18 protein-coding genes are annotated in these 20311 nt (G+C 71.5%); 12 read left to right on the plus strand and 6 right to left on the minus strand.

All coding sequences use genetic code 11. The features are described from left to right. Window positions 1-139 precede the first annotated feature (139 nt). A complete protein-coding gene (locus ACWF62_RS17070) occupies window positions 140-475 on the plus strand; it encodes a hypothetical protein (protein ID WP_452630701.1) in 336 nt (111 codons plus the stop codon). A gap of 31 nt (window positions 476-506) precedes the next feature. Here ACWF62_RS17070 and ACWF62_RS17075 read toward each other — a convergent pair whose 3' ends face one another. After that, window positions 507-1700, minus strand: a complete 1194-nt coding sequence (locus tag ACWF62_RS17075; RefSeq protein WP_452630702.1) for an MFS transporter — start codon at window positions 1698-1700, stop codon at window positions 507-509. Window positions 1701-1843: 143 nt separating this feature from the next. Here ACWF62_RS17075 and ACWF62_RS17080 point away from each other — a divergent pair, with 143 nt between their 5' ends. Together ACWF62_RS17080 and ACWF62_RS17085 are read left to right on the plus strand one after the other, a co-directional pair. Then, window positions 1844-3250: an aminotransferase-like domain-containing protein gene (locus tag ACWF62_RS17080; protein WP_452630703.1), complete on the plus strand. Its 1407-nt coding sequence runs from the start codon at window positions 1844-1846 to the stop codon at window positions 3248-3250. A gap of 49 nt (window positions 3251-3299) precedes the next feature. Then, the gene (locus ACWF62_RS17085; RefSeq protein ID WP_452630704.1) at window positions 3300-4274 is read left to right on the plus strand and encodes a DMT family transporter; all 975 of its coding nucleotides are present in this window, start codon (window positions 3300-3302) and stop codon (window positions 4272-4274) included. A 170-nt stretch (window positions 4275-4444) separates the two neighbouring features. On the opposite strand, the gene ACWF62_RS17090 is transcribed toward ACWF62_RS17085, so the two are convergent. From ACWF62_RS17090 to ACWF62_RS17105, 4 genes are all read right to left on the minus strand, one after another. Next, window positions 4445-5572: a dihydrolipoamide acetyltransferase family protein gene (locus ACWF62_RS17090; RefSeq protein ID WP_452630705.1), complete on the minus strand. Its 1128-nt coding sequence runs from the start codon at window positions 5570-5572 to the stop codon at window positions 4445-4447. A gap of 9 nt (window positions 5573-5581) precedes the next feature. After that, window positions 5582-6562, minus strand: a complete 981-nt coding sequence (locus ACWF62_RS17095) for an alpha-ketoacid dehydrogenase subunit beta (RefSeq protein ID WP_452630706.1) — start codon at window positions 6560-6562, stop codon at window positions 5582-5584. Next, window positions 6559-7644, minus strand: coding sequence for a pyruvate dehydrogenase (acetyl-transferring) E1 component subunit alpha (gene pdhA / locus ACWF62_RS17100; protein ID WP_452630707.1), 1086 nt, complete (start codon window positions 7642-7644; stop codon window positions 6559-6561). The genes ACWF62_RS17095 and pdhA overlap by 4 nt, the downstream gene beginning before the upstream one ends. A 105-nt stretch (window positions 7645-7749) precedes the next feature. Continuing rightward, complete coding sequence (locus tag ACWF62_RS17105) at window positions 7750-9135, minus strand: cytochrome P450 (RefSeq protein ID WP_452630708.1); 1386 nt, start codon at window positions 9133-9135, stop codon at window positions 7750-7752. A 236-nt stretch (window positions 9136-9371) separates the two neighbouring features. Between ACWF62_RS17105 and ACWF62_RS17110 the strand changes: the two genes are divergently transcribed. Beyond that, on the plus strand, window positions 9372-10403 hold the full coding sequence (locus tag ACWF62_RS17110) for a phosphotransferase family protein (protein ID WP_452630709.1): 1032 nt from the start codon (window positions 9372-9374) through the stop codon (window positions 10401-10403). Between the two features lie 346 nt (window positions 10404-10749). On the opposite strand, the gene ACWF62_RS17115 is transcribed toward ACWF62_RS17110, so the two are convergent. Next, window positions 10750-11583, minus strand: a complete 834-nt coding sequence (locus ACWF62_RS17115) for a shikimate 5-dehydrogenase (RefSeq protein WP_452630710.1) — start codon at window positions 11581-11583, stop codon at window positions 10750-10752. Window positions 11584-11941: 358 nt separating this feature from the next. Between ACWF62_RS17115 and ACWF62_RS17120 the strand changes: the two genes are divergently transcribed. From ACWF62_RS17120 to yhjD, 8 genes are all read left to right on the plus strand, one after another. After that, on the plus strand, window positions 11942-13165 hold the full coding sequence (locus ACWF62_RS17120) for an NADP-dependent isocitrate dehydrogenase (RefSeq protein WP_378506845.1): 1224 nt from the start codon (window positions 11942-11944) through the stop codon (window positions 13163-13165). A 107-nt stretch (window positions 13166-13272) separates the two neighbouring features. Beyond that, a complete protein-coding gene (locus tag ACWF62_RS17125; RefSeq protein ID WP_378506846.1) occupies window positions 13273-15036 on the plus strand; it encodes a molybdopterin-dependent oxidoreductase in 1764 nt (587 codons plus the stop codon). A 143-nt stretch (window positions 15037-15179) separates the two neighbouring features. Then, on the plus strand, window positions 15180-16322 hold the full coding sequence (locus ACWF62_RS17130) for an MFS transporter (RefSeq protein WP_378507035.1): 1143 nt from the start codon (window positions 15180-15182) through the stop codon (window positions 16320-16322). Between the two features lie 34 nt (window positions 16323-16356). Then, window positions 16357-17160, plus strand: a complete 804-nt coding sequence (locus tag ACWF62_RS17135) for an exodeoxyribonuclease III (protein WP_378506847.1) — start codon at window positions 16357-16359, stop codon at window positions 17158-17160. Further along, window positions 17157-17672 carry a ribonuclease domain-containing protein gene (locus ACWF62_RS17140; protein WP_378506848.1) on the plus strand — a complete coding sequence of 172 codons (516 nt, stop codon included), beginning with the start codon at window positions 17157-17159 and terminating at the stop codon, window positions 17670-17672. Before ACWF62_RS17135 ends, ACWF62_RS17140 begins: the two co-directional genes overlap by 4 nt. Continuing rightward, on the plus strand, window positions 17672-18127 hold the full coding sequence (locus ACWF62_RS17145; RefSeq protein ID WP_452630711.1) for a barstar family protein: 456 nt from the start codon (window positions 17672-17674) through the stop codon (window positions 18125-18127). Before ACWF62_RS17140 ends, ACWF62_RS17145 begins: the two co-directional genes overlap by 1 nt. 74 nt (window positions 18128-18201) lie before the next feature. Continuing rightward, window positions 18202-19233, plus strand: coding sequence for a tryptophan--tRNA ligase (trpS, locus tag ACWF62_RS17150; RefSeq protein WP_378506850.1), 1032 nt, complete (start codon window positions 18202-18204; stop codon window positions 19231-19233). A gap of 37 nt (window positions 19234-19270) precedes the next feature. After that, entirely contained in the window at window positions 19271-20302 is a 1032-nt protein-coding gene (gene yhjD, locus ACWF62_RS17155; RefSeq protein WP_452630712.1) for an inner membrane protein YhjD, read from the plus strand. The last annotated feature ends 9 nt before the right edge of the window (window positions 20303-20311 follow it).

The following is a 20311-nucleotide window of genomic DNA, read 5'->3' on the forward strand; positions in this document are numbered from 1 at the left end:
GAATGAGGGCTTCTTGGGCCAGCGCCGATGTTCGGGGGGTTTGGAGCGGGCCGCCGGGCAGGGAGGTTCGTCGATGTGGCACCGTCACCGTCTACGCCGAGCATCGATCGTCGCCGGAGCTGGCGCTGCGCTGCTCCTGGTGGCACACCCCGCGGCCGCCGCACCGACCGACACGGTCTTCGCCATTCCCGGTTCCGGTTTCGGCGTCGGTGTGACCGGACTCCCGAGCGCGGGCACCTACTACCTGACTGCCACTACCGACACGGACGCTCCGGGAGTGACCCGATTTGGGCCGTACACCGATGTCTTCGTCCATTGGTGGAACATCTCCACCGGTGCAGCGGGCGTCGCATACCTCCGTGACGGCGCAGAGGTCGAGACCGGTTCCGGGACGGTGGTCGCCCTGGCCACCCTGCCCGATGGATATGGGCTACTCGCGAGCACGCCCGGCGCCGGCGCCTGGACGGTCCCCTGACCGCGCCAACACCGTCACCTAGCGCCGCGAGTCACAGCTCGTCAGCTGCTGCGGTCGGTCGGACCTGGTCCGCGAACCGGCACGCGACCAGGACGAACACCAGGGGGACGCAGAGGGTCAACGTCAGCGGGATCGCCTCGGTGAGCCAGCCGAGCAGCGCCGGCCCGGCCAGCAGGCCCAGGTAGCCCATGCCGACGACCCGCGACATGTTCACCCCCGGCGCCCCCGCGTGCAGATTGCCCGCCGCGGTGAAGATCTGCGGAATGCACCCCGACAGGCCGAGGCCGAACACCGCCCAGCCGGCCAGCGTCAGCCACACCCAACCCGAGCCGATCACCGCCGTCAGCCCGACCGCCGCGATCAGGGTGCCGTACCGGACCACGGCGACCGGGCCGAGGGCGGCGGCAACCCGATCCGCGGTGAGCCTGCCGACGGTCATCATTACCGCGAACGCGCCGAACGCGAGCGCCGCGGTCGCGTCCGACGTGCCGAGATGCTCCTTCACCTGCAGGGTGCTCCAGTCGTTGGCCGCCCCCTCGGCGAGGAACAGCGCGAACGCGATGGTGCCGAGGGCGAGGACGCGCCGGGTCGCGGCCCGGGTCGGCGGCCGCCGCCCGGTGCCGGTCTCCGGAGCTTCGGGCGGGTGCGGTTCGTGGGGGAGCAGCGCGGGCAGGCAGCCGAGGATCGTCGCGGCGCCGAGCGCCCCGGCACCGGCCAGCGCGGTCGGCGGGGCCAGGCCCGCGGCAAGGGTCGCGGCGCCCAGCACCGACCCGACCACCCCACCGAGCGAGAACAACGCGTGGAACGCCGACATGATCGGCCTGCCGTAGGCCCGTTCGACGTGCACGGCCTGCGAGTTCATCGACACGTCCAGCGCGCCGTTGCCGAGCCCGAACACGGCCAACGCCACCGCAAGGCCCGTCGCGTCCGACGCCAGCCCCGGCCCGATCGCGCCGACGGACAGCAGCAGTCCGGCCGCGCCGATCATCCGGCGGCTGCCCCACCGGTCGGCGAGCGGTCCCGCGATCTGCATGCCGACCAGCGCGCCCCCGGCCAGCACCAGCAGCAGCCAGCCCAGCGTCGCGTGGCTGACGCCGGTGCGGTCGGAGATCGGCGGGATGTGCACGACCCAGGCGGCGAGCAGGAAGCCGTTGACGGCGAACACGCCGAACACGGCGGCGCGGGCGGAACGGAGCCGGGCGGGGTCGAGCGTCGCGAGGGTCATCGGCACCCATTGTGGCTGGCCGCGGCGATCACCGGATCGGAGAACGGTGCTCACGCGTCGGTGCCGTCCCGGTCCCGACCGGGTCGACCCGCAGCTGCGCGTTGCTGCCTGCCCCCTACCGCTATCGACGTAGAGTCGGGTTTGTGAGTAGCGCTGATCGGATCGTGACGGATCTCCGTGCCTGGATCGCGTCCGCCGCGCCCGGCGCGCAGCTGCCGTCCAGTCGGGAGCTGGCCGGCCGGTACGGCGCCAGCCCGGTGACGGTGCAGAAGGCGATGCGGACCCTGATCGGGCTGGGGCTGGTCGAGAGCCGCCCCGGGGCGGGCAGCTTCGTCCTGGGGCACCGCACGCCGCGGGCCCTGGATTTCGGCTGGCAGACCAGCGCCCTGCGTTCGGCCGCGGCGAGCGTGCCCAGCCTCGCCGCGCCGCTGCGCGAGCCGGCGATCGACGCGATCGAGCTGCATTCGGGCTATCCGGCTCGCGAGCTCCTTCCGGAGCGGATCGTCCGATCGGCGCTCGCGCGCGCGGCCCGGGGGGAGACGGCGGTGACGCGGTCGCCCGCGCAGGGCCTGCCCGAACTGCAGGCCTGGTTCGCCAGCGAGTTGGCGTCCCGGACCCCGGCCGGGGTGACGGCGGTTGCGCCCCGCGACGTGCTCGTGGTTCCCGGCACCCAGAGCGGGCTGACCTCGGTGTTCCGGTCGGTCGCCGGGCCCGGACTGCCGGTGCTGATGGAGTCCCCGACCTACTGGGGGGCGATCCTCGCCGCGGCGCAGGCCGGGGTCCAGATCGTCCCGGTCGCTGGCGATGCCGACGGTCCGGACCCCGACGACGTCGCCCGCGCGTTCGCCGAGACCGGCGCTCGCCTGTTCTACGCGCAGCCGACCTTCGCCAATCCGACGGGCGCGCAGTGGTCGTCGACCAGGCGCGAACGGGTGCTGGCGGTGGTGCGCGAGCACGGCGCGTTCCTGGTCGAGGACGACTGGGCGTGTGACTTCGCGATCGACGGGGAGACCGTGCCGATGGCCGCCTACGACGACACCGGCCACGTCGTCTACATCCGGTCCCTGACCAAGAGCGTCTCCCCGGCGGTGCGGGTCGGCGCGGTAATCGCGCGCGGGCCGGTCCGGGAGCGGATGGTGGCGGACCGGGGCGCCGAGTCGATGTACGTCAGCGGTGTCCTGCAGTCCGCGGCGCTGGAAGTCGTGCTGGCGCCCGCCTGGCGAACGCACCTGCGGAGCCTGCGGGGGCAGCTGCGCGAGCGGCGCGACCTCCTTGCCCGAAGCGTGGCCGAGCACCTGCCGCAGGCGACCCTGGACCGCCTGCCGCGCGGCGGGCTGAACCTGTGGCTGCGGCTGCCCGACGAGGTCGACGCGGAGCGCCTGGTGCGGGACTGCGAGCAGGACGGCGTGCTCATCGCGGCGGGCGCCGAGTGGTTTCCCGCGGATCCGTCGGGTCCGTTCGTCCGGCTGAACTTCGCCGGTCCGGATCCGTCGCGGTTCCCGGACGCGGCCCGGATCATCGGGCGCGCGGTGGGGACGCAGCTGCGCTGACCGGACGCGGGCGCGGCGCCAGCAGGCAACCGCGGTGCTATCGTCAAACATGAATGACCTAAGTAGCGCTATCGGTCGGGCGCGAGCACTGGTATCGAGTGGTTCCGGGCTTGGCTGGGGCCTGCTCGGGGTGACGGCGTTCTCCTTCACGGTGCCGCTGACCCGGGTCGCCGTCGACAGCGGTCACCTGTCGCCGATGTTCGTCGGCGCGGGCCGCGCGGTGATCGCCGCGACGCTGGCGGCCCTGGCGCTGTGGTTCACGCGGCAGCGGTGGCCCAGCGGGAGGCAGTGGCTGCAGGTGGGTGTGGTGGCGGGCGGCACGGTCGTCGGGTTCCCGCTGCTGACCTCCTATGCGCTCACCGAGGTACCGGCCAGCCACGGCGCGGTCGTGATCGCGCTGCTGCCCGCGGCGACGGCGGTGGTTGCCGTGGTGCGGACCCGCGAACGGCCCGGCCGCGGCTTCTGGCTTGCCGCCGCGGCCGGCGCGGTCGCGGCCGTCGGCTTCGCCGCGGCGCAGGGCGGCGGCCGCACCGGACTCCGCTGGCCGGACCTGCTGCTGTTCGCCGCGGTGATCGTCTGCGCGATCGGCTACGCGGAGGGCGGCGTGCTCGCCCGCACCCTCGGCTCGTGGCAGACGATCTCCTGGGCGCTGGTGCTCGCCTCGCCGCTGATGGTCGTCCTCGCGGGTGTCGCCGTCGCCGAGCAGCCGCAGGCCGGCACCCCGATCGAGTGGGCGGCGTTCGCCTACCTCGCGGCCGTCAGCGCGTTTCTCGGCTTCTTCGCCTGGTATCGAGGGCTCGCGATCGGGCCGATGGCCCAGGTCAGCCAGGTGCAGCTGGCCCAGCCGGTGATGAGCATCTGCTGGGCGGGGCTCCTACTCGGCGAGCAGGTCACCGGGGGCACCGTCCTCGGCGGCCTCGCCGTCATCGCCTGCGCCCTCCTCGCGGTGCGTACCCGCGGCGCGCGCACCCCCGCCCACGTCCCGCGCGCCCGGGCGTCCGCACCCAAGGAGATGTCCCGATGATCGGGCTAGGGCATGTCTCCCAATCCCCATTTCGGCGCCCCTGGCGTCCAATCGCCGCCCGGCGGCGTTGTCGTCGGGCGGCGATACAACAGCGGTATCGGCTTCTCCTCCGCCTACCCGGACGACGATTGTCCGGCCAGGTGCATCCGAGAGGGATTAGGAGACACGCACTAGGCGCGGGCGAGGAGGGTCAGGGGATCGGTGAGGAGGGCGGCCACGTCGGCGAGGAACCGGGACCCCTGCGCCCCGTCGACGACGCGGTGGTCGATCGACAACCCGAGCGTCGTCACCCACCGGGGGACCACATCGTCGTCGACCACCCACGGCCTGCGTGCGATCGCGCCGAGGCACAGGATCGCCGCCTCTCCGGGCGTCAGGATCGGGGTGCCCGCGTCGACGCCGAACACGCCGACGTTGGTGATCGTGATCGTGCCGCCGGTCAGGTCGGCGGGCGTCGCGGTGCCCGCGCGGGCGACGGCAACCCGGTCGTCGATCGCGCGGGTCAACTCGACCAGACTCATCGCCTGCGCATCGCGGACCGTCGGAACCAGCAGACCCCGCTCGGTGTCCGTCGCGATCCCGAGGTGCACCCGGCTGTCGACGACGATCTCCTGCCGCTCCTCGTCCCAACTCGAGTTCAGGTCCGGGTGGGTGCGCAGCGACACCAGCATCGCCCTCGCCACCAGCGGGAGCGGGGTCGGGGTGAGGTCGGCAAACTGCGGCAGCACGCGGAGCCGATCCAGCAGCTGCACCGTCGCGGTCACGTCGCACGTCGCGAACACCGTCACGTGCGGCGCGGTGAACGCGCTGCGCACCATCGCGGCGGCGGTCCGCTTCCGGATGCCGCGGATCGGCACCCGCGTCTGCGTCCCCGGTGCCTGGTTCCCTAATGTCACATCGGGGGTCGTGACGTGAGCCGATGTGACATTAGGGAACCTCGGGGTGGGCGCGCGGCGGGCCCGCCGCCTGCTCGGCGCGGGCGCGCTGGGGCCGTACCCGACGAGGACCGAATCACGCTGGGCCGCGGCGGCATCGGTGGTGGTTGCCGGGTCGTGGCCGATCGTCTCGATCCGGATCAGCGGGGCCCCCACCGGAACGGTGTCCCCTGGCGCCGCGAGCAGCGCGCGGACGGTGCCCGCAAACGGGGAGGGCAGCTCGACGGCCGCCTTCGCGGTCTCCACCTCGGCGAGCACCTGATTCAGTGCAACGGTGTCCCCGACGGACACCGACCAGGACAGCAGGTCCGCCTCGGTCAGGCCCTCCCCGAGGTCGGGCAGTCGGAACTCGTTCTCGGTCACGGCGGCACCTCACGCGGCGAGGACGCGGTCGACGGCGTCGAGAATGCGGTCGGGGTCGGGCAGGAAATGCGTCTCCAGGCGCGCGGGCGGGTACGGCGTCGCGAACCCGCCGACCCGCAGGACCGGCGACTCCAGCCGGTGGAAGCAGCGTTCGCTGATCCGCGCGGCGATCTCGGCGCCGAGACCGGCGAACACCGGGGCCTCGTGCACGACCACCAGTCGCCCGGTGCGCCGGACCGACGCCTCGACGGTGTCGAAGTCGATCGGCGACAGCGAGCGCAGGTCGACCACCTCCAGCGAATTCCCTTCCCGCTCGGCCACATCCGCGGCGGCGATGGCGGTCGCGACCATCGGCCCGTACGCGACGAGGGTGGCGTCGGTGCCCGATCGGGCGACCCGCGCCCGATACAGGTCGGTGGCCGCCGCCGCGTCGGGGTCCACCTCGCCGCGATCCCAGTACCGGCGTTTCGGTTCGAAGAACACCACCGGGTCGTCGTCGGCGACGGCCTGCTGGATCATCGTGAACGCATCGGCCGGGGTGGCGGGGCTGACGACGCGCAGGCCCGCGGTGTGTGCGAAGTACACCTCCGGTGACTCCGAATGATGTTCCACCGCACCGATACCGCCGCCGAACGGGATCCGGATCGTGAGCGGTGCCCGGACCAGGCCCTCGGTGCGGTAGTGGATCTTCGCGACCTGCGAGACGATCTGGTCGAAGGCGGGGTACACGAACCCGTCGAACTGGATCTCGCACACCGGCCGGTAGCCGCGCAGGGCGAGACCGAATGCGGTGCCGATGATGCCGGACTCGGCGAGCGGGGTGTCGATGACGCGGGCGTCACCGAAGTCCTTCTGCAGGGTGTCGGTGACGCGGAAGACGCCGCCGAGCGCGCCGATGTCCTCGCCGAGCAGCACCACCTTCGGGTCGTGTTCGAGGGCCCGCCGCAGACCGGCGTTGATCGCGCCTGCCAGGGTCATCGTGGCGGTCATGACGGCACCTCCTCCAGCGTCCGCAGGTAGTCGGCGTACCGGCCGCGTTCCTCCTCGAGCAGGGGATGGGGGCCGGTGTAGACGTGGTCGAACAGGGTCATCGGGTCGGGGTCGGCCAGCGCGAGTGCACCGGCCCGGAAGGCCGCGGCCACCTCGTCCGCCTTCGCCCGGACCCGGGTGTCGAGCGCGTCGTCCCAGGCGTCCTCGCGGTCGAGGAGTCGGCGGACGCGGTCGATCGGGTCGCGGGCCTGCCAGGGGGCGAGGTCGGCCGCGCCGCGGTAGCGGGTCGGGTCGTCGGAGGTGGTGTGCGGGCCGAGCCGGCACGTCAACGCCTCGACGAAGCTCGGGCCGCTGCCCTCCCTGGCCCGTGCCGCGGCGGTTCGGGTGACGGCCAGCACCGCGAGCACGTCGTTGCCGTCCACCCGGACCGACGGAATGCCGTACCCGGTTGCCCGCTGCGCCAGCGGGACCGGGCTCTGCAGGGTCACCGGTTCGCTGATCGCCCACTGGTTGTTCTGGCAGAAGAACACCACCCCGGCGTGGTAGGACGACGCAAACCCGAGCGCCTCCGCCAGGTCGCCCTGGCTGGTGGCGCCGTCCCCGAAGTAGGCGACGGTCGCGATCTCGGCGCCGTCGAGGTGCGCCCCGATCGCGTAGCCGGTGGCGTGCAGCCCCTGCGCGCCGACGACGATCGCCGGGTTCGTCAGCGCCAACTCGTTCGGATCCCAACAGGACAGCGCGACCCCGCGCCACAGCCGCGGCCACTGGGCCGGGTCGACGCCGCGGCAGTAGGCCACCCCGTGCTCGCGGTAGCTGGTGAACACATAGTCGTCGGCGGCGAGCGCGTGCGCGGACCCGACCTGCGCGGCCTCCTGTCCGAGGCACGGCGCCCAGATCCCCAGCTGCCCCTGACGCTGCAGCGCGGTGGCCTCGGTATCGACGCGCCGCACCACCACCATGTCCTCGTACAGTGCGCGCAGCCGTTGCGCGTCGACGTCGGCGACGACGTCCGCGTACCGGGCGCCGTGCACCCGCCTGCCGTCCGGTTGGACGAGCTGGACCGGGTAATCCCTGTCGGTCACCGGGACCTCCTCGTGCCAGCGCCGAAGAGGTCCTCGTGAGACCACGTCCGGCGCGCTGAGCCCTCACCTCCCAGCATCCCCCTTTGCCCGCCGGACGCAACCAGGTCAGCGGCGGCGCAGCCCGAGGCGCAGGTTCGCGGGCTTGAGGGTGAACTCCTCGGCGACCTGGAGCCGGTATCCGGGGTCGGGTTCGAGGCCGAAGCGGTGCAGGATCATCGCCAGCGTGAGCACCGTCTCGTGCAGCGCCAGCTGCCGTCCGATGCACTGCCGCAGGCCGGTCCCGAACGGCTTGTAGACGCCGGGCGGGCGGGTGCGGGCCCGTTCGGGGAGGAAGCGGTCCGGGTCGAACGCGAGGGGGTCGCCGCCCCACAGCGGGTCGCGGTGCACCGCAAGGGTCAGGGCGACCATCGGCTGCCCGGCCCGGACCAGGTAGCGGCCGCCGAGCAGGGTGTCGTGCAGCGGTTCGCGGAGGAACCCCGGCCCGATCGGCCACAGCCGCAGCGTCTCGTCGACGACGCGACGCAGGTAGCGGAGCTTGTGGACGTCGGCGAAGGCCGGGTCCGGTTCGGTGCCCGCGGGCCACAGCGCCTCGATCTCGGTGCGGACCCGGTCGGCGACGTCGGGGTGGGTGGCCAGCAGGTGCAGCGCGAACGACATCGTGCCGGAGGTGGTCTCGTGCCCGGCGGCGAGGAACGTGAAGACCTGGTTGCGAATGTTCTCGTCGTCGAGGTACTCGCCGGTCTCCGGGTCGGCGGTGGTCAGCATCAGGGCCAGCAGGTCGTCGTCGGGTGCGGCGTCCGGGTGCGCCCGCCGGTCCCGGATGACGTCGTCGACGACCTCCTGGGTGTACGCCACGTCGGCATCGACCCGCGCGATCGCGCGGTGGTGGACGAGCTGGTCGAGCCAGCGCACCGGGATCCGGTACCCGGCCCGCCCCATGTAGGCGAACACCCGCAGCGTCGCGGCGGCGTACGGGTCCGGCTCGGCGGAGTCGAAGCAGTGGAAGTCGCGACCGAACCCGATCCGGCCGATCGTCTGCAGCGTCAGCTTGCTGGTGTCGGTGTGCACGTCCACCGGCCCGGACCGGGACACCCTGTCCCAGTGGGTGATCAGGCCGCGGCTGGTCTCGACCATGGTGTCGTGGTAGTTCTTCATCGCCGACAGTGAGAATGCGGGCTGCAGGATGTTGTGCGCGCGCGACCAGTTCGGCTCGGTGGTGTACGCGGAGAACAGGGCGTCGCCGGTGATCTCGCGGGCGAAGGCGGTGCTGAACGCGATCCGTTTGCCGAACCGCGCGTCGTCGCACAGGTCCGCGTACAGGTCGGGACCGGACACCACGGTGAGATGCTCGCGGAACACCTGGACGTCGAAGATCGGCCCCAGCGTCGCGGCCTGCTCGGCCATGTGCTGGACGGGGCGGTGCGGGTCGGCCGTCAGCATGTCGCCGAGCAGCGGCAGCCGTCGCGGCGGGTGCGGAAGGGTGGTGGTCATCGGGATGCCCTCGCTTCCATCCCCCCGAGGGTGGAATGTGCCGCCGCCATTCTCCCGCATCCGGGCGGCACTGTCTGCTGCCGTTTCGTGATGTGCCGGTTCCACTTCGGCGAACCGGGCGTCGTCGCCGAGGTCGCTCCCGAACGGCGCGACGGCACTAGCATCGTGTCGGATGGGCAGCACCCGTCGATCCGCCCCGACCGGGGCGGGCGGGCGATCAGTGAGGGGAGCGGTCGATGGGCGACGTCGTTGGCTTGGACGAGCGGGCGGTCTCCGCCTGGATCGCGGATCTCGGGGTCGGCGCGCTGGCGCCGCTGACGTTCACCCGGATCGGCAACGGGCAGTCCAACCTCACCTACCGGGTGACCGACTCGGGCGGCTCGAGTTGGGTGCTGCGCAGGCCCCCGCTCGGGCACCTGCTGGCGTCCGCGCACGACGTCGCCCGCGAGTACCGCATCCTCTCGGCGCTGCAGGGTACCGGCGTTCCGGTGCCGAAAGCGCTTGCCCTGACCGAAGATCCGGCGGTCACCGACGCGCCGCTGATGCTGATGAGTCACGTCGACGGGATCGTCGTCGACAGCATCGGGGTGGCCAAGGAGCTCACCCCGGAGCGCCGCCGAGCCACCGGGCTGTCGATGCCGAGCGCGTTGGCGAGCATCCACCGGGTCGACCTGGAATTGGCCGGGCTCGACGATCTGGCGAGCCGGTCACCGTTCGCGGAGCGGCAGATTCGGCGGTGGTCCGGGCAGTGGGACAAGTCCCGGACCAGGGACGTGCCCGCCGTCGACGACCTGACCGCGCTGCTTGCCCGGACCGCGCCGGAGCAAACCGAAACCACCCTCGTGCACGGCGATTTCCACCTGAGCAACGTCATCACCGCCCGGGACGACGGCCGGGTCGTCGCGGTGCTGGACTGGGAACTGTGCACGCTCGGCGACCCGCTCGCGGACGTCGGGGCGCTGCTGGCGTACTGGTCAGAGGCGGGCGACCACGTGCAGGGTCCGTTCGTCGCGTCCTCCGCGGAGGGCTTCCCGACCCGCGACGAACTCGCGGACGCGTACTTCGCGGACACCGGCCGGGACCGGTCCGCGGTCGGCTACTGGCACGCGCTGGCGCTGTGGAAGCTGGCGATCATCGCGGAGGGGGTGCTGCGCCGAACCCTCGACGACCCGCGCAATGCCGCGGCGACCGGCGGGCCGTCGACCCGGATCATCGACGACATCGTCGCGCGGGCACAGGAGGTTGCCGCGGCGGCTGGCCTGCGCTGACTCCCCGGCGGGGCAATGGTTGTCCGATCGTGATCGCACATGTCTTGAAAAATTCACTTTCGAAACCTGGGACAGCGGGGCGCCGGCCGTGCACACTGGGTCGCGGCCGGATCCGGCCGACACGACACCGAAGGGGTACATCATGGAGAAGATCCTCGAACTGCTCACCGGCCTGCTCGGCAGCTTCTCGGCCGACGCCGAGACCCCCACCACGCCCGAGGTCCCCGCCGACCCGGCCGTCTAGGTTTCGACCCGCGGTCCCGAGGGGTCGCCCCCATCTCGACTTCCGTCCGCCCCGCTCATCCGAGCCGGGCGGACGGCGTCGTTCCGGCCCCGCCCCGCTCGATCACGTTCGTCGGGAGAACTCCGACGCCCGGCGGATCTGGTCGGGGGTCGGGGTCACGCCGGTGTACAGCACGAACTGGGCGGCGGCCTGCAGCGCGCTCACCTCGTCCCCGGTGATGACCGCCGTGCCCGCGGCCCTGGCCGCCCGGACCAGCGGCGTGTCCGCGGGCATCGCCACGACGTCGAACACGGTGTCGGCGGCCCGCACGGCGTCCAGGTCGAAGGGGCAGGCCTCCGCGCCGGGACCGCCCGCCATGCCGATCGGGGTGGCATTGACCAGCAGTCCCGCCCGTTGCCCGTCCGGTGCGGGGTGCCATTCGAACCCGTACTGCCGGGCAAGCGCCCGCCCGGTGGTCTCGTTCCTGGCCAGCACCGTCACCGCCCGGAACCCGCAGGCGCGCAGGGCCGCGACGACGGCCTTGGCCATGCCGCCGCTGCCCGCGACGACGGCCGGGGTCGCGGGGTCGACCCCACGGTCGGTGAGCAGGGTGACCACCGCCTCGTAGTCGGTGTTGTGGGCGTGCAGTACGCCGGACTCGTTGACGATCGTGTTCACCGACGCGATCGCCGCCGCGGACGGGTGCAGCACGTCGACGTGCTCGAGGCAGGCCTCCTTGAACGGCATCGACACCCCGCAGCCGCGGATCCCGAGCGCCCGGATCCCGGCGATCGCGGACGGCAGGTCGGTGGTGGTGAACGCCTTGTACAGGTAGTCGAGGCCGAGCTCCTCGTAGAGGTGATTGTGGAACCGGGTCCCGAGGTTCGACGGCCGTCCGGACAGCGACATGCACAGCGTCGTATCCCTGGTGATGGTGTCCCTGCTGATCCGGCGCACCCGACCACGGTATCCGGGGCGGCGACCGCAGGCACGGAGGTGACTCGCCTCACATCCGGACGTAGAGTCTGGGGGCGTCGTCGTCGACGCCGGTGCGGCGTCGGGCGCGGTGGGGTCGCGGGCCGCGCCGCTGGTGGGGGTCTGAACTGGGAGAAGTTACCGATTGGTAGGGGGTGGGCCCGTGGGGTCGGCCGTTGTGCGAAACGCCGCTAGCAGTACGCTTGTCTTGTTTGGTGCGGCAGCCCGGTGCTCGCGCGCCACGTATAGGTTTATCGATTGAGTCGTTCGCCGACCGCTCACGAAGCGGTCGACAGACCGTGTGACCAGGGGAAACTTCCTAGGAGGACGCGAAGTACACATGTCCAAGATCAAGGTTGAGGGCACCGTCGTCGAACTCGACGGCGACGAGATGACCCGCATTATCTGGCAGTTCATCAAAGACAAGCTGGTTCATCCGTACCTGGATGTGAACCTCGAGTACTACGACCTCGGCATCGAGTACCGCGACAAGACCGACGACCAGGTCACCATCGACGCCGCGAACGCCATCAAGAAGCACGGCGTCGGCGTCAAGTGCGCGACCATCACCCCGGACGAGGCCCGGGTCGAGGAGTTCGGCCTCAAGAAGATGTGGCGTTCGCCGAACGGCACCATCCGCAACATCCTCGGCGGCACCATCTTCCGCGCGCCGATCCTGATCTCCAACGTGCCGCGCCTGGTTCCGGGCTGGACCAAGCCGGTCATCGTTGGACGTCACGCGTTCGGCGACCAGTACCGCGCCACCGACTTCAAGGCGCCCGGCGCGGGCACCGTCACCATCACGTACACCCCGGACGACGGCTCCGAGCCGATCCAGCACGAGGTGTGCAAGCTGCCCGAGGACGGCGGCGTCGTGATGGGCATGTACAACTACAAGAAGTCCATCCAGGACTTCGCGCGGGCGTCGCTGGCCTACGGCCTGCAGCAGAACTACCCGGTCTACCTGTCGACCAAGAACACGATCCTCAAGGCCTACGACGGCATGTTCAAGGACGAGTTCCAGCGGATCTACGAGGAAGAGTTCAAGGCCGAGTTTGACGCCGCGGGCCTGACCTACGAGCACCGCCTGATCGACGACATGGTCGCCTCCTCGCTGAAGTGGGAGGGCGGCTACGTCTGGGCCTGCAAGAACTACGACGGCGACGTCCAGTCCGACACCGTCGCGCAGGGCTACGGCTCGCTGGGCCTGATGACCTCGGTGCTGATGACCCCGGACGGCAAGACCGTCGAGGCGGAGGCCGCGCACGGCACCGTCACCCGGCACTACCGCCAGCACCAGCAGGGCAAGCCGACGTCGACCAACCCGATCGCGTCGATCTTCGCCTGGACCCGGGGCCTCGAGCACCGCGGCAAGCTGGACGGCACCCCCGACGTCATCGGCTTCGCGCAGCAGCTTGAGGACGTCGTCATCAAGACCGTCGAGGGCGGCCAGATGACCAAGGACCTCGCGCTGCTCGTCGGCGGGGACCAGGGCTACCTGACCACCGAGGAGTTCCTCGGCGCGCTGGACGAGAACCTGCAGAAGGCGTACGCGGCCAAGTAGTCCGCGCGCCCGTTCGTCACGAAGGGCCACCCCCGCGATCGTCGATCGCTGGGGTGGCCCTTCGGCGTACCCTGCGGGGCCGACTGCGCGGTGTTACCTTGCGACGCATGACACTTCACGGTGCGGAAGGTCGGGACGGGGACAACGGAACCGGTCCGGACCTGCGCCGAGGAGTGCGGCGCAGCGGCGAGGACCGGGTCGACATCGCCACCTGGTCGGGATCCGTCCCACCCTCGCCCGCGCTGGCGCCCCGGGTGCGGATCGGACGGGACCGGTGGCTGAACCTGCTGTGGCTCATCCCGATCGGCTTCGTCCTGCTCATCGCCGCCGTCGCCGCCGCGCAGGGCCTGCGCGGCAACCCCTCGGTCCAGGCGTTCATGGAACGCAACCCCGGTGTGGTGGATCCCGGGGTCGGTCCGGGGATTCCCGCGTGGGTCGGCTGGCAGCACTTCTTCAACCTGTTCCTGATGACGTTCATCATCCGGTCGGGCATTCAGATCATCACCGACCATCCGCGGCTGTACTGGACCCGGCACTGCACGCCGGGCCGGGAGTGGTTCCGGATCCAGAAGCCCGTCCCGGACGATCCGCTGTGGACGGCGAAGCAGGACTCGGTGTCGCTGCCCGGCCAGGTCGGGCTGCCCGGGGTTCGGCATTCCATCGGCTTCGCCCGCTGGTGGCATCTCGGGATCGACGTCCTGTGGCTGGTCAACGGCCTGGTGTTCTACATTCTGCTGTTCGCCACCGGCCACTGGCGTCGTCTCGTCCCGACCAGCTGGGACGTCTTCCCCAACTCCGTGACCGTGCTCATCGAGTACCTGTCCCTCGACTGGCCGACCGAGAACGGCTGGGTCGCCTACAACAGCCTGCAACAGCTGACCTACTTCGTGACCGTCTTCGTGGTCGGGCCCGCGGCGCTGCTCACCGGCCTGGGCATGTCGCCCGCCCTGTCCACCCGGTTCCGTGCGCTCAGCCGGGTGCTGAGCATCCAGGTCGCGCGGTCGCTGCACTTCCTGGTGCTGGTGTGGTTCCTGCTGTTCATCGTCATCCACGTCGCCCTCGTATTCACCACCGGCCTGTTGCGGAACCTCAACCACATGTACGCCGGACGGGACGCGAACACCTGGGTCGGCTTCGCGGTGTTCGCGGCGTCGATGGTCGTGGTGATCGTCGGCTGGGTGGCCGCGACCCCGGTGACCTTCCGGTATCCGCGGCTGATCCAGCGGGTCGGTGCGGCGCTGCTCGGCCCCGCCGAGCGGCTGTTCGAACACGTCGACACGAAGCCCGGCGAGTACACCGAGGCGGACATCTCGCCGTACCTGTGGCACAACGGGCGCTACCCCGAGAACGACACCTACCGTGCCCTGCAGGACAGCGACTTCGCCGACTACCGGTTGCGGATCGGCGGCGAGGTGGACAACCCGGTGGACCTGAGCCTGACCGAGGTGCGCGCCCTGCCGCACCACGAGCAGATCACCCAGCACTTCTGCATCCAGGGCTGGTCCGGTGTCGCGAAATGGGGCGGGGTGTCGATGACGACGGTGATGGAGCTGGTCAAGCCGAGCCCGGAGGTCCGGTGGGTGGTCTTCTACTCGCTCGGGGAGGGCGCAGACGGCGGCACCTACTACGACGCGCACCCGATCGAGCAGATGGGCTACCACCTGACGATGCTCGCCTACGACATGAACGACGCGCCGCTCAGCTACGGGCACGGCGCCCCGATCCGGCTGCGCAACGAGGTGCAGCTCGGGTTCAAGCACGTCAAGTGGATCGGGGCGATCGAGTTCGTCTCCGACTTCGAGTCGATCGGTCGCGGCTTCGGCGGCTACAACGAGGACCACGAATTCTTCGGGTACCGGCAGTCCCTGTGACGGCCCGGTGAGCGAACTCACCCGCCCTCGGTTGGGGTCCGCGCGGCCCCCACGCGGACAATCGGTCGGTGGTTTCGACACTCACCCCTTCCGGACCGTCCCGCGCCGGCGGTGCGCCCCGTGACCGCCGTCGGCTCCTCGCGATGCTCGCGTTGGCGCTGGGCGGATTCGGGATCGGCACGACCGAGTTCGTCGCGATGGGCCTGCTGCCGGAGATGTCGACCGGGCTGGGCATCAGCGAACCGACCGCCGGGCACGTCATCTCCGCGTACGCGCTCGGGGTGGTCGTCGGCGCCCCGACGATCGCGGCGCTGACCGCGCGGATGCCGCGCCGCACCCTGCTGATCGTGCTGATGGTCGCGTTCACGGTCGGCAACGCGGCATCGGTGTTCGCGCCGAGCTACGCGACGCTGATGGCGGCGCGGTTCGTCGCGGGCCTGCCGCACGGCGCGTACTTCGGCGTCGCGGCGCTGGTCGCCGCGCATCTCGCCGAACCGGGGCGCCGCGCGAAGGCGGTCGCGACGGTGATGCTCGGCCTGTCGGTCGCCAACGTCGTCGGGGTTCCCGCCGCCGCCTGGCTCGGCCAGCACCTCGGGTGGCGCTCCGCGTTCGCGCTCGTCGCGGTGATCGGGGTGATCACCGTCGGGTCGCTGCTGCGCTGGATCCCCCGGCTCGGGGACATGCCGACCACGAACCCGGTCACCGAACTCGGTGCGCTCGGCCGGGTGCAGGTGTGGCTGACGCTGATCATGGGCATGGTCGGTTTCGGCGGCATGTTCGCCGTCTACTCCTACATCAGCACCACGCTGACCGACGTGTCCGGGATGGCCCGCTCCCTGGTGCCGCTGGCGCTGATGCTGTACGGCCTGGGCATGGTTGCGGGCAACCTGCTCGGCGGGTATCTCGCCGATCGGGCACTGATGACCGGGCTGGCCGCGACGATGGTCGCGCTGGCGGTGATCCTCGCGGTGTTCGTCGCCGCCGCGCACACCCCGGTGACCGCGCTGCTGTTCGTGTTCCTGATCGGGCTGGCCGGCTCCGCGATGGTGCCCGCGCTGCAGACCCGGCTGATGGACGTCGCCGCCGACGCGCAGACCCTCGCCGCCGCGCTGAACCATGCCGCGCTCAACGTCGCGAACGCGTTCGGCGCCTGGATTGGTGGCGTGGTGATCGCCGCGGGCTTCGGGTACACCGCGCCGGCGGCGGTCGGCGCACTGCTCGCCGTCGCGGGGTTGCTGGTGCTCGCCTGCGCGGTCCTGCTCGAGCGCAGGCGCGGCCACGCCTGATCGCCGCGGACCCCATCCGATACGGTTTCCCCTCGTGCCGCACATCATTTCCACCGTCAACGTCAACGGCGTCCGGGCCGCCGCGAAGAAGGGTCTGCTGGAGTGGCTCGCCGCCACCGACGCGGACGTGGTCTGCCTGCAGGAGACCCGCGCCGACGACACGCAGCTGCGCGCCACCCTCGCCCCGGCACTCGACGCGGGCTGGCACCTGGCGACGGCGGAGTCCGCGATCAAGGGCCGCAACGGCGTCGCGGTGCTCTCCCGCAGGCAGGCGGACGCCGTCCGGATCGGGCACGGCGACGACGAGTTCACCGCGGCAGGCCGCTATCTGGAGGCCGACTTCGACGAGCTGACCGTCGCCAGCCTGTACCTGCCGTCCGGGGAGGTCGGCACCGAGCGGCAGGACGAGAAGGAACGGTTCCTCGCCTCGTTCGGCGCGCACCTGGCCGCGACCGCCGCGTCGGCCGCCGGGGCGGGCCGGGACGTCGTCGTGTGCGGCGACTGGAACATCGCGCACACCGAACTGGACCTGAAGAACCACAAGGGCAACGTCAAGAACTCCGGGTTCCTGCCGCACGAGCGGGAGTGGATGAGCACGGTGTTCGGCGAGCACGGCTGGGTGGACGTGGTGCGCGGGCTGCACCCCGACCTCGCCGGGCCGTACAGCTGGTGGTCGTACCGCGGCAAGGCGTTCGACAACGACTCCGGCTGGCGGATCGACTACCAGGCCGCGACCGCTGGCCTCGCCGAGCGGGCGAAGGAGGCCGTCGTCGAACGCGCCGCGTCCTACGACCAGCGCTGGTCCGACCACGCGCCGGTCACGGTGCGGTACCGGTGACCCGGTTCGGGGCGCGGGCCCGCGCCGTCCTTGGCACCGTCGTCGCGATCGTCGCGGTGGTGGCCGGGTTCCTGCTCACCGGCCCCGCCGACGACCCGGGATCCGGACCGGCGACCGGATCGTCGACCACGACAACGACCGCGACCGCACCGCGGCCGCCGGACCCGACGGGCCCGTCCCGGGCCTCCGCGGCCCCGGTGACCGCGGGCCCGCGCGGCGTCGTCCCGGTCCCGGTGCCCGACGCGGCGTGGGTGACGCTCGCCGAGATCGACGCGGGCCGCTGGCCCGGGTCGGCGGACGCGCCGGGCACGAAGGGCGGCGACCCGTGGCGGAACCGGGACGCGACGCTGCCCCGCACCGAGCCCGGCGGCGCGTCGATTCGGTACCGGGAATGGGACGTGAACCCGAAACGCCGCGGGGAAACGCGCGACGCGGAGCGGATCGTCACCGGGAGCGACACCAGCGCCTGGTACACCGGTGACCACTACACGTCGTTCGTAAGGATGCGCTAGTGACCACCCTGCACCAGTTCGTGACCGCCCAGCCGCCGATCGTCGGGCTGCTTCCCGGGGCGCCGCGCGACGCCGACAACGCCGCCTACGCGCTCACCGAGAGCGGGTACGCGGTCCGGCTGGTCCGCGGACCCAAGATGCCGACCGTCGCCGCCGTGTTCGACGAGGTCGCCGCGGCCCTGCAGTTCCCGTACTACTTCGGCGGCAACCGGGACGCCTTCGACGAATGCCTCCGGGACTGGCGGGACTGGCTCGGGGACGCGCCCGAACTGGTCGTCGTGGTGCGCGACGCGGACGCGCTGCTCGGCGAGGAGCCGCAGGAGATCGGCTGGCTGCTGTCGGCGTTCGCGGACGCGTCGATCCGGGTGGTGGCCCAGGCCGGGCCGACGCGCTCGGCGGCGGTGACGCGGCGATGGGCGGCGGCCGGGGCGCCGGTGCAGCGCATCGACGACTGACCGGCCGTGGTCGTCGGCCCGGCGGCCGCAGGGCGGACGCCGGGGCCCGGCCTCGGGCATGAAAAGATCGGGGCATGTCGAGTTCCGCATCGTCCGCCCCCACCGCACAGCCGCGGGTGCTCTCCGGCATCCAGCCGACCGCCGACTCCTTCCACCTCGGCAATTACCTTGGTGCGCTGGCCCAGTGGGTGCCGCTGCAGGACGACTTCGACGCCTTCTACTTCATCCCCGACCTGCACGCGATCACCGTGCCGCAGGACCCGAAGGAACTGCGCAAGCGGACCAAGATCGCGGCCGCGCAGCTGCTGGCGCTGGGCATCGACCCGGACCGGGCCACCCTGTTCGTGCAGAGCCAGGTGCCCGAGCACGCGCAGCTGGCGTGGGTGCTCAACTGCATCACCGGTTTCGGTGAGGCCAGCCGGATGACCCAGTTCAAGGACAAGTCCGCCAAGCAGGGCACCGAGGCCGCGACGGTCGGCCTGTTCACCTACCCGGTGCTGATGGCGGCGGACATCCTGCTGTACCGCCCGCAGCGGGTGCCGGTCGGCGAGGACCAGCGTCAGCACCTGGAGATGGCCCGCGACCTCGCGCAGCGGTTCAACACCCGTTACGGCAAGACGTTCGTGGTGCCCGAGGCGCAGATGATCAAGGGCACCTCCAAGATCTACGACCTGCAGGACCCGACGTCGAAGATGAGCAAGTCCGCGGCGTCCGAGGCGGGGCTGATCAACCTGCTCGACGACCCCAAGGTTTCCGCGAAGAAGATCAGGTCCGCGGTCACCGACAACGAGCGGGAGATCCGCTTCGACCGGGACACCAAGCCCGGCGTGTCGAACCTGCTGACCATCCAGTCCGCCCTGTCCGGCACCGGCATCGACGATCTGGTCGCCGGGTACCAGGGCAAGGGCTACGGCGACCTGAAGGCCGACACCGCCGACGTGCTGGTGGACTTCGTGACGCCGCTGCGCGCCAAGGTCGACGAGTTCCTCGCCGATCCGGCCGAGCTGGACCGCATCCTCGATGCGGGCGCCCAGCGGGCACGGGAAGTGTCGGCCCGGGTTTTGGCCACCGTGTATGACAAGGTGGGGTTCCTGCCGCAGCGGTGATCCGGTGGCGGCGAGTCAGCGACAGGGGTGAACGCCGGTGCCGGACTTCAAGGGCATGCTCGAGCGCCGACGCGCCGCCTGGCCCTGGCTCGATCACGCCCTCCGCGCCGGCGGCCGGTACCAGGAGAACCGGGGCGACTACTTCGCCGCGGGCATCACCTATTTCAGTGTCTTCGCGCTGTTCCCGATCCTCATGGTGGCGTTCGCGGTCTCCGGGTTCGTCCTTGTGCAGAACCCGGAGGTCCTCGACTCGATCCACGACGCCGTCACCAAGGCGATGCCCGGCGATCTCGGGGACCAGATCAACGCGCTGATCGACTCCGCGATCGCCGCCCGCGCCACCGTCGGTGTCCTCGGCCTGCTCACCGCCGCGTACTCGGGTCTGGGGTGGATGGCGAACGTCCGCGAGGCCCTGTCCGCGATGTGGGCGCAGCGGCACCCGTCGTCGGGTTTCGTCGCGACCAAGCTGCGGGACCTGTCGAAGCTGCTCGGCCTGTTCCTTGCGCTGGTGTTGTCGGTCGGGTTGTCGATCCTCGCGGAGGGCGGGGTGACGCGGACGGTCCTCGAGTTCCTCGGCATCGACGACATCGGCTGGGTGCAGACCCTGGTGCAGGTCGGCACGTCGCTGCTCGCGGTCCTGATGACCTGGATCCTGTTCACCTGGGTGATCGCCCGGCTGCCGAGGGAGCCGGTCACCCTGCGCAGCGCGGCGCGGGCCGCGTTGATCGCGGCGGTCGGGTTCGAGGTGTTCAAACGGGTCGGCGTGATCTATCTGCAGTCGGTGACCGGCGGCCCGGCGGGGTCGACGTTCGGCCCGATCATCGGTCTGCTGGTGTTCATCTACTTCACCGCGCGGCTGCTGCTGCTGTCCACGGCCTGGGCCGCCACCGCGCACGAGAACGAGCGGCGGGCGTTCGTGCCGCCACCGGACCCGGTCGTGATCGAGGTCGCGGCCCCGCCGGCCCCGCGGCGGGCGACCCTCACCGGGGCGGCGGTGCTGCTCGGGACCGGGGCGGCGGCCGCGCTGGGGGTCGGGGGGTGGCTGCGGCGCAGGCGCGGGGAGCGCTGACGCGGGACC

This window comes from Rhodococcus sp. NPDC054953, assembly GCF_053609225.1.

Bases quoted from the DNA above. Each gene is read 5' to 3' on its own strand.
- ACWF62_RS17085 (WP_452630704.1), top strand. From the start codon at position 3,300: ATGAATGACCTAAGTAGCGCTATCGGTCGGGCGCGAGCACTGGTATCG.
- ACWF62_RS17120 (WP_378506845.1), top strand. From the start codon at position 11,942: ATGTCCAAGATCAAGGTTGAGGGCACCGTCGTCGAACTCGACGGCGAC.
- trpS (WP_378506850.1), top strand. From the start codon at position 18,202: ATGTCGAGTTCCGCATCGTCCGCCCCCACCGCACAGCCGCGGGTGCTC.
- ACWF62_RS17125 (WP_378506846.1), top strand. From the start codon at position 13,273: ATGACACTTCACGGTGCGGAAGGTCGGGACGGGGACAACGGAACCGGT.
- ACWF62_RS17105 (WP_452630708.1), bottom strand. From the start codon at position 9,135: ATGACCACCACCCTTCCGCACCCGCCGCGACGGCTGCCGCTGCTCGGC.
- ACWF62_RS17075 (WP_452630702.1), bottom strand. From the start codon at position 1,700: ATGACCCTCGCGACGCTCGACCCCGCCCGGCTCCGTTCCGCCCGCGCC.
- ACWF62_RS17130 (WP_378507035.1), top strand. From the start codon at position 15,180: ATGCTCGCGTTGGCGCTGGGCGGATTCGGGATCGGCACGACCGAGTTC.
- ACWF62_RS17095 (WP_452630706.1), bottom strand. From the start codon at position 6,562: ATGACCGCCACGATGACCCTGGCAGGCGCGATCAACGCCGGTCTGCGG.
- ACWF62_RS17110 (WP_452630709.1), top strand. From the start codon at position 9,372: ATGGGCGACGTCGTTGGCTTGGACGAGCGGGCGGTCTCCGCCTGGATC.